Origin of the sequence: Mongoliitalea lutea (assembly GCF_014652135.1) — a bacterium.
GTDB classification, from domain to species: Bacteria; Bacteroidota; Bacteroidia; order Cytophagales; family Cyclobacteriaceae; genus Mongoliitalea; species Mongoliitalea lutea.
In genome coordinates this window covers 268,456-280,216 of sequence record NZ_BMYF01000002.1, presented here as the reverse complement: position 1 = coordinate 280,216, position 11,761 = coordinate 268,456, and the positions used below count along the sequence as shown (strand labels likewise).

8 protein-coding genes and 2 pseudogenes are annotated in these 11,761 nt (G+C 40.4%); 2 read left to right on the top strand and 8 right to left on the bottom strand.

The genetic code is table 11. From position 1 onward, the window contains the following. Both IE080_RS02835 and IE080_RS02830 read right to left on the bottom strand, forming a co-directional pair. On the bottom strand, positions 1–225 hold a 225-nt coding region (locus tag IE080_RS02835), incomplete at its 3' end, for a type II toxin-antitoxin system RelE/ParE family toxin (RefSeq protein ID WP_189578919.1). Between the two features lie 508 nt (positions 226–733). Continuing rightward, complete coding sequence (locus IE080_RS02830; RefSeq protein WP_189578936.1) at positions 734–1,015, bottom strand: hypothetical protein; 282 nt, start codon at positions 1,013–1,015, stop codon at positions 734–736. Here IE080_RS02830 and IE080_RS02825 point away from each other — a divergent pair. Beyond that, a pseudogene (locus IE080_RS02825) lies at positions 966–1,607 on the top strand (IS91 family transposase); the annotation flags it as partial. The gene IE080_RS02830 and the pseudogene IE080_RS02825 sit on opposite strands and share 50 nt — an antisense overlap. Positions 1,608–1,939: 332 nt before the next feature. Here IE080_RS02825 and IE080_RS02820 read toward each other — a convergent pair. After that, the gene (locus IE080_RS02820; RefSeq protein WP_189578917.1) at positions 1,940–2,980 is read right to left on the bottom strand and encodes a Fic family protein; all 1,041 of its coding nucleotides are present in this window, start codon (positions 2,978–2,980) and stop codon (positions 1,940–1,942) included. Between the two features lie 269 nt (positions 2,981–3,249). Between IE080_RS02820 and IE080_RS02815 the strand changes: the two are divergent. Next, positions 3,250–4,986: pseudogene (locus IE080_RS02815) on the top strand (IS1182 family transposase). A 135-nt stretch (positions 4,987–5,121) separates the two neighbouring features. Here IE080_RS02815 and IE080_RS02810 read toward each other — a convergent pair. The 5 genes from IE080_RS02810 to IE080_RS02790 form a co-directional block, all read right to left on the bottom strand. Next, complete coding sequence (locus tag IE080_RS02810; RefSeq protein WP_189578916.1) at positions 5,122–6,591, bottom strand: Fic family protein; 1,470 nt, start codon at positions 6,589–6,591, stop codon at positions 5,122–5,124. Between the two features lie 117 nt (positions 6,592–6,708). Further along, a complete protein-coding gene (locus tag IE080_RS02805) occupies positions 6,709–8,076 on the bottom strand; it encodes a tyrosine-type recombinase/integrase (RefSeq protein WP_189578915.1) in 1,368 nt (455 codons plus the stop codon). A 251-nt stretch (positions 8,077–8,327) separates the two neighbouring features. Next, complete coding sequence (locus tag IE080_RS02800; RefSeq protein WP_189578914.1) at positions 8,328–8,918, bottom strand: Maf family nucleotide pyrophosphatase; 591 nt, start codon at positions 8,916–8,918, stop codon at positions 8,328–8,330. Continuing rightward, on the bottom strand, positions 8,915–10,216 hold the full coding sequence (locus IE080_RS02795; RefSeq protein ID WP_189578913.1) for a DUF1015 domain-containing protein: 1,302 nt from the start codon (positions 10,214–10,216) through the stop codon (positions 8,915–8,917). The genes IE080_RS02800 and IE080_RS02795 overlap by 4 nt, the downstream gene beginning before the upstream one ends. Further along, positions 10,216–11,709, bottom strand: coding sequence for an acetyl-CoA carboxylase biotin carboxylase subunit (locus IE080_RS02790; protein ID WP_189578912.1), 1,494 nt, complete (start codon positions 11,707–11,709; stop codon positions 10,216–10,218). The genes IE080_RS02795 and IE080_RS02790 overlap by 1 nt, the downstream gene beginning before the upstream one ends. Positions 11,710–11,761 lie beyond the last annotated feature (52 nt).

The following is an 11,761-nucleotide window of genomic DNA, read 5'->3' as shown; positions in this document are numbered from 1 at the left end:
CTTGGCTGTTTTATCCCAAAAAGCAAATAGCCGATAATACGTTTTACTGAACTTGGTTCTAAACTCCCAAACTTCATCCTGAAGTTTTTTAAAAAGTTCTCGGTCTTTCGTAATGCTGGCCTTCCAAATATTGTAAAAAATTTTCTCCCTTGCCTTCTCGTCAAGTTCATCAAGGAATTGCTTTGCATCTTCCAAAAATTCTACCCTGAATTTATAATTATCCATTCAAGTTCTCTTTAGAACTTCAAATATAAAAGTTTCTTTTTTAGGAAACTAATTTTGTTCGTGAGTTTTTTAATGCTGATGCATAACGGTTTGGCGCTTGGCGCAGTGGCGGATTTCGGAGTACAAAACTGTCAATACACCACAAAAGTTGATGCGAGGTAGAATGTTCAATTAACCACGTCACCCGCCATTGAGCCAAACGCCTGTTGAACAAAAGCTTCGCTAGCTTTGCCATTCCATTTCCTTCCCTAAGATAGCTGATTTTTCGTATACATCAGTATACCCAGATTCAATTATCATGACTTTCAAAAAAGAAAATTACACGACTACCGTACAAAAAGCTAAGGTCGTCGTGCCGGGATTCAAACAGGCATTCTCCCGGTTCGAAGAACGAATGGTTCTCGACCAATGCTCCAAAAGCATGGCCAGCAACTACGGACGGAACATCGCCCATATGGCACTTCACTTCGGTAAACTACCACATGAAGTACCCATCGATCAGGTCAACTCATACCTCTATCGCCTTACCGTCCATGATAACCTCTCCATCAGCTTCTTCAAACAGACCGTCTTTGGCCTGAGGTACTGGTACAGACTCTTCGGTCTCAACGATCAGGCACTTCATATGCCCTCCATCAAACATACCCAAACGCTCCCAACAGTCCTCTCCAAACAGGAATGCAAGGACATCTTTGCTGCCCCAAGACTCCTCAAACACCGCTTCCTCCTCGCCTTTGCTATGGAAAACATGTGCATCCAACGGAGATTTCCTATTCCCTATCAAAGCCATGGCTACCGTATACCGGGGAAAGTTCCTTCAGGAATTCCTACGCTTTGCCAAACAGGCTGAACTTCCAATCACTCCACAACTCAGAAAAACCCTCTATTCCAAAAACTGGGTTGTCTACGCCAAGCGTCCTTTCCAAAACCCCGCAGCTGTTGTCGAATACCTCGGCAGGTACACCCATCGCGTAGCCATCTCTAACCACCGGATAAAATCCACCGACAACGGAAAAGTATCCTTCTCCTACAAAGACTACGCTCACGGGGCCATCACCAAAATCATGACACTCCACGCATCTGAGTTCCTCAGACGGTTTTGCTTACATATTCTACCTCCAATGTTTGTCAAAATCCGGCACTATGGTTTTCTATCCCGACGAAACAAAGAAGAACTCAGAGCTTTCCAGCAAGAACAGGGCATCAACTCAACAGGTGTTCAAAAAGAAAAACATGGAGACCCACTCTATTTCCAAGAAGAGTGCAACATCACCATCTGCCCCTGCTGCCACAAGGGAACACTCATCACCATCTTATACTTCGCTGCAAACGCACCTCCGCCAACCATTAACAATAAACTCAAAACACATGCAAAAACCTAAAAAACAGCTCATGAGAGCAAAGGAAAACCATTGGATAAAAGACATTCAGACGCTGAAAAAACAGTAAACAACTTAGCAAAAAGCTCAAAATAATAGATAGCAGTCAATTACTACTATCAAAACCTCCTATAAGAAACCAGATTTTTTAACCATCAGGAACCACTCCAAACTTTTAATCCCCATAGCTAGATCTCCGCTCAACCCCGCTACGCTTCTGTCAACAGGGGCTAATTCCGAAATTCCACTGCGCTTCACTTCGGTTTAGCCCTTATATGTTAGTAGCTGGGCGTTTTCAATTCTTGTATAGCCATTTGTTTTGTTAAATTTTATTGTTATTTTATCGTGTAACTTACATTTCGTCCCTTTCCTTGCTTTTCAATAAGTCCTTTTTTGAGCAACTCTGACAAAATTCTTTTTACAGTTGGTGCTGGTATCCCCAACTTTTCTGAAATTTCTCCTGACTGGATGTTCGGACGGTTTTGAATAATAGAATAAATTGATTTTTCTTTGGATGAAAGTTGTGTTTCCAAACCGCTTTTTTGCAGTTTTATCATTAGTTGCGATTGTATATTTGACAGGCAATTCAAAAAGAACATTATCCAATCTGTTACATCTTCGTTTGGGCGTTGAGCCTGACAACTTCTAAGCACTTGGTAATATTCGTTTTTTCGATTTTCTATTTCGTGCTCAAAACTCACGTATTGTATCCATTTATATCCGTTTTTGAGTAGCAAAAGCGTTGAAATCAAACGGCTTATCCTTCCGTTTCCGTCTTGAAAAGGGTGAACGCTCAGGAAATCATATATAAAAGATGCCACTTTGATTAACGTGTGTACTTCCGTTTCTGAATTATACCAATTTATTAACTGCCTTATGGCATCTTCGGTAGCAAATCCCGCTTCAGTGGTTTGGAAAATGATTTGTCTTGTGCCGTCAGGAAATGATGCTTCAACTGCGTTACTATGCATCTTATAATTGCCCTTATGCCATTGGTCTTTGGCACTGTATTTCATCAAACTATTGTGTAAACTTTTGATGTGGTTTTCTGTAACACTGATGCTTTCATAAGATTCCGAAATCAAATCCAATACTTCAAAATATCCGACTACTTCCTGAGAATCTCTGTCAGTAAGCTTGGTAATGTCAATTTCTTGAAGTAGTACATCAACTTCTTCATCACTCATCTTGTTGCCTTCAATACGGTTTGAAGCCCCTACGCTTCGAACGGTTGCAATGCTCTTCAATTCTTTGAGACTTTGTCCTTCTTTACGTTCAATAGCTGTCCAATTTGCATCAAAACGGTCTATTTCACTGATTAAGTTAATTAGATTCCAGTCAATATTCAATTTAAAATTATATACTCCGTTGTTCATTTCGATACGATTTGATACGCAAAGATACGATTGTGATTCGAAACTGCAAATGAAAAGCGATACGATTTGATACGTTTAGATTTGATTATGATACGAAAAAAGTCATTTTTTTCAGTAGATTACTTTTCTTGCTGTTGGTTTGTTACGCCTTGCTACTAACGTCAGACCGTGAAAAAAGCCCCTCATTTTTCTTAGTTCAACGGTTTTTCATTTCCTCTAAAATTAGTAAATTTAGTTTTATTTATATTGATGACCACTAACAAATTTCCATGCACCATATCCAAGGAATAGACCGGTTTCAATTGACCTTCTCCTGTTTGGAAGATGCCATTCCCAATGACAATCCCGTCAGAGTAATCGATGCCTTTATTGATAAGCTTGACCTGGAACTCCTGGGGTTTAGTTACAAACCTACCGATGAAGAAGCACAGTCCAAAAAGCATAATCCCTATCTCGACGGAAGACCTTCTTTTGAACCTAAAATTCTTCTCAAACTCTACTTTTACGGGTATTTCAATGGTATCCGAAGCAGCAGAAGACTTGAAAAAGAATGCCTTCGAAATATTGAAGTCAGATGGCTCATCAATGGCCTTGCTCCCAACTACCATACCATCGCAGACTTCCGTAAAAACAATCCCAAAGCTCTCAAAAACTGCTTCAAACTCTACACAACTTTCCTGCAGGAAGCAGGTCTCATAGGCGGCAAAACCATTGCAGTCGATGGTAGTAAATTCAGAGCTTCCAACAGCAAGAAAAACAACTACAGCCAAAATAAAATAGACAGGCATCTCAACTATATCGAACAAAAACTCGAAGAATACCTCCTACAACTAGACCAAGCTAACAGTCTAGAACTATCCGAACAAACTATACAGCTCCTCGAACAAAAAATCGACTACTTCAAAAACAACAAAATCAATTACGAGCTTCTTCAGGAACAGCTCAAACAAAGCGGGGATACCCAACTAAGCACCACAGATCCCGATGCCAGGGCACTGCTCGTACAAGGACAGGTCGTTGAGGTCTCATATAATGTGCAGGCAGCAGTCGATGACAAACACAAACTCGTCGTAGCTACACATGTCATTAACAAAAACGATAGAAACGCCCTCCATGACATCGCTTCCGAAGCCAAGGAAAACCTCCATTCGGATGGTTTCACTGTTCTCGCAGACAAAGGATATCACAACGGAAGAGAATTACAGGATTGCCAGAACAACGGAATCCAGACCATTGTAGCCCCCAGTGAAATAGTCAACTCCAATAAATTTGGAACAACAGAAGAGTACCTCGTTACCAAATTCACCTATAATCCAGACAACGATACCTACACCTGTCCGCAAGGTAGTACACTTACATCCACAGGAACATGGCACAAAAAAACCAGAGAAAGAGACCATCACCTGTTCAAAAAATACAGAACCCCAGATTGTAAAACATGCCCGGTCAAACATCTCTGTACAGGAAGAAAAGACGGAGGTAGGGAATTAAGCGAAGCGAATCACGAATACAATTAAAAATAAACAACTCATGAGTAAATTGAGAGAAGTGAATATGCAGACGCAGTTGAAGAAAACCTCAAAAACCTCCAAGCGAACAAAGAACTCTACAAAAGAAGGCAGATGATAATCGAACACATCTACGGAACTGCCAAAAGAAAATGGGGATTTAATTTTACTGACCTCCGGGGATTGGAAAAAGTAAACGGTGAGTTTGCACTCATCATGACAGTCTACAACCTCAAACGAACCATTAACATCCTCGGAATACCTGAGCTCTTACAACTAATCCAAAACTGGAAACCCGACTACAAAAGGGTTTCTTTGGCCTTAAAATCAAGCCTTTTTGGTCTATTCAAGGCCCTATTGGCCTTTAAAACTCTAATCTCTAAAACTAACGAATTAAACTTAATATTGACTCAGGTTCAAGATTACCTCTCTACGAACCCCTTATACGCCTCAGAAATGCGGTTTTTTCAAAAAACTGAAAGTTTTTTCACAGCCTGACGTGCCGCAGCTAAGAAACGTGGGGCATTTCGGAGCGATTACCTGTTCACAGAAAAGAAAGTTACTACTGAGAACAAACCTTTCCTTTACCACAGGTCGCCCCATGTTTTCTTAGGTGCTGTTGTGCTCAGTATTTTAGTTTATTTCATTGATTATAATAGTTAATCCAACCTTTAAAATGTCATGAATATATGCATTCAGATTTTCCTTTGTTCTTTCTCCTAGTTTTTCAAGTGAAACTGTAAACGGTGCTATATTAATTGGGATTAATTTTTTATCTTCTGCTTCCTTAATCTTTTCTGTAAACTCCATAAACGCCCCAACTGCAATTACATCATCTTCATACCCGTAATGGTGAACAGTAATAATCAAGTTGTAACTACTTTCAGTAGGAAGGTTAAAATGAATCCCAAACCACCCACGCGGTAGTTGCCGATTAAAGAAATAATTATGTGCTGAAGCATACTCAGTAATTTGGTGAGTATGCCAATAGTATTTGTCTTGGTCTGGTTTCACGCTGGAAACCCCTGTTCTGGCTTTATCCTCTGGAATAAGCTGTCTAAGTTCTTCTTTAACCCCTCCAAGAATTTCGTATATAAAGTCAAATACTTTATTTCTATTCGATGCAAGGTCTTTTTCTCTTTGTTGCCTTTTCTTTGATGTTGCTTTGTCAACTTTTTCGTTGAACATATTGGCTAAATCCGCTAAACTGTTAAAAGTTTTTTCAGTCTTAAAGTTTAGAGCATTTTCAATGCTTTTCTTTTGTTCTATTGAAAAGAAAGAAACTAATTGCTGAGGTTCATTCGAATCAGCTAACTCAAGTGATTTAATGTAAGCTGGCTTATCTTCTCTTTTTACTGTAAAAGGTAAAAGTCCATTCTTAATCAGAATAAGACTTGCTAGTAACCTAGCAATTCGACCATTTCCATCTTGAAAGGGATGTATTTGGGTAAATACATGGTGAACCCAAGCAGCTAAAATAATTGGGTTAAGTTCTTTTGCTGACTGTTCTTCATAGATTTCAATAAGTTTGTCCATTTCGCTATCCACATGAATAGGAGGACAATAAATAAAAACTTGCCCATCATCACGCTTTGGGTTATTTTCATGCGTTTTGAATTGCCCCTTAAGTAATCTCACCTGAACAATTTCACCTAAAGTATTTATTGCTTCAGTATAGTCTTGGTGTTGAGTAACTAGATGATGAAGTTCTTTGATAAAGCCAACTGTTAATGGACGTTCGGATTTGACCAAATCAAAAATGAAATCCATCGCTTCAAAATGGTCATGCAAATATTGCATTAATTTTTTTGGCGGGATATTGGTATCGTTATGACTTATATATGATTCAACAAACCCTTCTTTGATTAATGTCTGTGTTATTCCTTCAGAAAGGTCATACAATTTTTCAACTATTCCTGTTTCAATTGCATGTTGTCTTTTTAGTCTGTCGAGAAATTCCTGATATCCACTTTCGCCCTCCTCAAATTCCTTTCTTTTTTTATACCAACTTGGAGCAAGGTCATCAAACTTTGATGTGTCAGAACTTGACCAATTGTCATTGAATTCAATTCCTTTCCAAATCTTTATTTCTTTATTTTCCATTTTATGTTTTCTTTATATTGAGCACAACGTTTTGCTTTCCTTTATAGAGGAAAGCATTCTAATTCAGGACGCTTTCCTCTATTATAGTGGAAATAACTTTTTAAATATATTCAAAAATTAAATATCTAGGTTATCTAGAGGACTAATTATTTGCTCAAACCCCTTCGTTGTTACATGAGTGTAAATTTGTGTGGTTTTCGGACTTTCATGACCCAATAAACTTTGAATATATCTCAAATCTGTTCCTCTTTCCAACAAATGGGTTGCAAACGAATGACGCAAAGTATGAACAGTGGCTTTCTTAGCAATTTTCGAATTCTTTAAAGCAGTTTTTAGAATGGCAGAAATACTTGTGGAAGAATATTTAACCGGCTGATCCCCTGAACTTCCTGGCCCTTCAAATAGATAAAAATGTGGTCTCTCATTCTTAATATACACACGCAAAATTTCAAGCGTTTTTTTTAACAATAGCGTATATCTATCCTTTTTACCCTTTGCTTGCTCTACCCTTATTTGCATTCGTTGAGAATCTATATCTGTTATCTTTAAATTTATCAATTCACTAATCCGCAAACCTGCTGAATAAATGGTTATTAAAATTGCCTTATGCTTGATGTTTTTGATTGACTTTAGGATGGCTGAAATTTCTTCTTCACTTAATACTACCGGTAATATTTTTTCCCTAATCGGTCTGTCAACATGGTAATATTTCCTTTCCCCTCCTCTAACCTTTTCAAAGTAAAATTTTATAGCATTGATGGCTTGGTTTTGGTACGAACTTGAGACTTTTCTCTCATTGACCAAATACCTCGAAAAATCCATAACTTCCTTTTCACCTAATTCTTCCAGAGGGATTTGAACAAAATAGTTCAAAAACTCTTCAAATAATGGAACGTATGCTTTGATGGTACCTTCACTATACCTCCGCTCCTCCAACTTATGAATATATTCCTCCGGACACTTACGGTAATTAGGTATCTCAGCACATGACTTGCGCTGAACCTTGTCAGGTGCTGCTTCTTCTTTGTAAACCAAGAAAAAACCCAACTCTTCTATTTTCCTTTTTAATTCCTCCAAAAACTGTTCTGAATAAGGAATACTCCACGACTTGTTCTTGCTATCCCACTGATAGTACGGAAAGCTCTTAACTACTTTCATCAACTCAGCATGAAATCCAAAATATAAGCGGAGCCGCGCTTTCGCTGTCTTAATCATCAATACTTGATTTTTCTCCAATAAGACTGTCTCATCTTTCTGTGGAACTTCTATGACTGGACGCTCTGTGATACTTGTCAACCGCTCTCCAAAATACCCCTTCAGCTTCTCTAAATTGCCCGGATAATGGGGAATCTCCCATAAAAAAGCATCTTTATTCCATCGAGCATACTGGATCGACCGGATAAACTGTATGTCCTGATCATTTTTTGGAATTTTTAACAGCAACTTTCTGCCAACTATCTCCAATGTAAGGGGTCTTTTTTCCATAGCATCTCAAACAATTAAACTTCCCAATCCTAAAAATAACCCCCTCACCCCCCAAATAAAAGCCCCAATCCAAACTTAAACGTTTATTTTAAAAAACCACTAAGACCCTAAGAAACAAAGAAAAACATAGATCTCAACACATGTAACATCCAAAATCAACCATAAAAAACTATCCCTCTATCAATTAAAAAATCCGTGTCAAATCTGCCCAATCTCCTCTATCTGCGAGTTCTAAATCTGCTAAATCTCCTTTATCTGTGAGAGACACCCAATCGTCTTATCCACCCATACACCAAATGCACCGGCAAACCCATCACCGAATAAAATGACCCCTCCAGCTTCTCAATCCCCACATACCCTATCCATTCTTGAATTCCATAAGCCCCGGCCTTATCATAGGGGCGATAGCGATCCACATAGTACTCCATCTCCACTTGTTCCAATTTCCGAAAGGAAACCTGTGCAGTATCGATATCGGCATACACCTTCCCTTGGTAAGCAAAGGCAACTCCCGTACATACCTGATGGGTAGTCCCTGACAAAAGCTTCAGCATTTCCAAGGCCTCTTCACGACTTCCCGGTTTATTCAACACCTTTCCCCGCACGATCACGACCGTGTCCGCAGCAATCAATAAAGTATCTTCCTCCAACTCCTCCAAAAATGCAGAAGCTTTTTTCTTAGCCAAAAAATACGCCACATCCTCCACCGGCAACTCCGATGGAAATGACTCATCCGTATCCTTGACACGAACCTCAAATGGAATATCCAAATTCCCCAACAACTCCTTCCTTCTCGGAGATTGGGATGCCAATACTACTTTTTTACCTCCTAAATCTATCATGTGTTATATGCCTCGTAGGGAAATTGAAACTCTTCCTGTCTAACGGATGCAAAGAGCAATCCGGATAAGGTTTTGGGATAAAAATAGGTGGATTTTTGTGGCATGGTATAACCACTTTTACATACCTCTAGCACCTGCTTCATAGGCACATCCTTGGTAATCAAAGCCAAGGAAGCCTGTCCTTGCGCTACGGAAGCCAAACACTTATGCAAATTCCGCTCATACTGAATTTGCTCCGAAAAGCGCTGTTCAGCATAAGGCATCCCCAGCACTTTCTCTATAAAGAAATAATGCAACACCACCAGATCCAAGCCCTTGATAGTCTCTGGGAAATCGCTCTCCCATGCTTGGTAAGCCGATTCTTTCAGTTTGATTTTGTACGCATCCCCCTGAAAAACCAACCCAAAAGCCCATTTCTTCTGCAAAATAAGTTCGTAGATCTCTTCTTCATCATCGAGTTCCCGTACATAAAAAAACTCCGAAGCCCTTTCCAAAAGCGCTTCCTTATCCAAGTTTGGCACATCCACCAAGCGATGAGTGGGGAGAATGCGCAAATCTTTGGACAAGGCATTGGTAAAATACATCATATGATAATTGTAGGCCTCGTTTCCTTGATGTTCGGGATTGGCCTGAGCTTGCGCTTTTCGGTACTGAATAGCCCCTTCGTAGCGATGATGCCCATCTGCCAAAATAATCGATTTATCCCCAAGCACTTCCAAAAAGCGCTTGATAGTCGGCACATCATGAATCACCGCCAATACTTCCCGCACCCCCTGATAATCTTCCAAGTCCACTATAGGATTCTGAATAGCCTCATCCATCAAGGGCTCCAACAAATGCAGTGGATCCTCATACAAGCCATGGGTTGCACTGCTTTGAAATTGACTTTGCTCCAGTAATTCGATGCGATCGTTGACGGATTTGGCAATCGTATTTTCATGCCTGAGCACAACACCCTCATCCCAATCATAAGCCTTTATCTGTGCTATGAAACCCTTGCGGCAGGACTCTTCCTCCTGACCGGGAAATTTGAAATATTGGTAATACACATAGATTCCAGGAATAGGATCCTGAGAAATGACACCTTCCTCCTTCCAACGCTCCAATGTAGCAGCAGCCAGACGGGCCGGTTGCTCTCCCAAGGGCACAGTAACATGTATGCTGTTGTAAGTTTGTTGATAGAGCGCTTTGCGTTGCTTATCGGAGACTACGTCAAAAAGAGGAGAGACCAACTGCTCCAGTTGGTCTCTGAGTCTCTCATGATATCTCCAGCCTTTAATCGGTAATAATTCAGCCATTAGATCAGCCTGTTTTTCCACTTCGTTCGGGTTATGCCTGCATCACTCTTGAGTTGCAGCCTGTTTTTATGTCTGTCGTACAATTCAACTCCCAATGCTGCCAAAAGTTTCAATTCCTCAGCAGACCATTGGATATCAAGCTTATCAGGAGTGAAGTATTTTTCTACAAACTTGGTATCAAACTGACCGCTCTTGAAGGCCTCGTGGCCCAACACAAAACGGCAGAAGCTGAGGGTAGTCTCAATTCCCGTAATGTAATACTCGTCTATAGCCTTGATCATCTTTTGGATAGCAGCTTCCCTATCCACATCATGCACAATCAACTTGGCAATCATCGGATCATAGTAAATAGGAATATCCATCCCCTGCTCAAATCCATCATCCACACGTACACCTGCTCCTGTTGGTCGAATATACGTCTGCAATCTTCCAATATCAGGCAAGAAATTATTGCGAGGATCTTCTGCATATACCCTCACTTCTAAGGAGTGCCCATTGATGCGCAAATCCTCTTGCTTGAACGGCAGAGGATTACCCTCCGCGATAAGCAATTGCTCTCTCACCAAATCCTTTCCTGTAATCATTTCTGTTACGGGATGCTCTACCTGTAAGCGGGTATTCATTTCCAGAAAATAGAAATTAAGTTGCTCATCGACGATAAACTCCACAGTTCCAGCTCCATGATAATTACATGCCTGTGCCACCTTCACCGCTGCTTCTCCCATAGCTTTTCGCATTTCAGGGGACACAACAGCCGAAGGAGCTTCTTCAATCACCCTTTGATGCCTTCGCTGCACAGAACATTCCCGCTCAAATAAATACACAATATTTCCATGCAAATCCCCCAACACCTGAATTTCTATATGTCTAGGGGATGTAATGTATTTTTCGATGAAAACCGCTCCATCTCCGAAAGCCGATTGGGCCTCCGAAATCGCACGGTTCATCTGCTCTTCAAATTCCTCCTCATGCTCGACTATTCGCATCCCTTTACCTCCTCCGCCAGCAGAAGCTTTGATCAAAATCGGATAACCGATTTCGGCTGCTTTTACCTTTGCCGCAGGAATATCAGCGATAGCATCCTCTGTACCAGGTACCATTGGTATTCCATAAGCGGATACTGCATGCTTGGCTGCCAGCTTACTCCCCATGACTTCAATGGCTTGAGGAGACGGACCTACAAAAATGATCCCTGCATCCGTCACTTTCCGTGCAAAATTTGCATTCTCAGATAAAAATCCATATCCAGGGTGTACAGCATCCACACCTAACTCTAGACAAACCTCAATGATTTTATCTGCCAATAAATAGGATTGATTGGAAGGAGGAGGTCCGAGACACACCGCCTCATCTGCAAATTTCACATGAGGGGAATGAGTATCTGCTTCAGAATAAACAGCAACAGTCTGAATGCCCATTTCCTTGGCCGTACGCATCACACGAAGGGCAATCTCACCCCGATTGGCTACTAAGAGTTTTTTAATTTTATTCATATGGAGGATTTTTTCCGCTTACAAAAATCATTTCTTGCGAAGTAAATAAATA

Bases quoted from the DNA above. Each gene is read 5' to 3' on its own strand.
- IE080_RS02830 (WP_189578936.1), bottom strand. From the start codon at position 1,015: ATGGCTTTGATAGGGAATAGGAAATCTCCGTTGGATGCACATGTTTTC.
- IE080_RS02820 (WP_189578917.1), bottom strand. From the start codon at position 2,980: ATGAACAACGGAGTATATAATTTTAAATTGAATATTGACTGGAATCTA.
- IE080_RS02810 (WP_189578916.1), bottom strand. From the start codon at position 6,591: ATGGAAAATAAAGAAATAAAGATTTGGAAAGGAATTGAATTCAATGAC.
- IE080_RS02805 (WP_189578915.1), bottom strand. From the start codon at position 8,076: ATGGAAAAAAGACCCCTTACATTGGAGATAGTTGGCAGAAAGTTGCTG.
- IE080_RS02800 (WP_189578914.1), bottom strand. From the start codon at position 8,918: ATGATAGATTTAGGAGGTAAAAAAGTAGTATTGGCATCCCAATCTCCG.
- IE080_RS02795 (WP_189578913.1), bottom strand. From the start codon at position 10,216: ATGGCTGAATTATTACCGATTAAAGGCTGGAGATATCATGAGAGACTC.
- IE080_RS02790 (WP_189578912.1), bottom strand. From the start codon at position 11,709: ATGAATAAAATTAAAAAACTCTTAGTAGCCAATCGGGGTGAGATTGCC.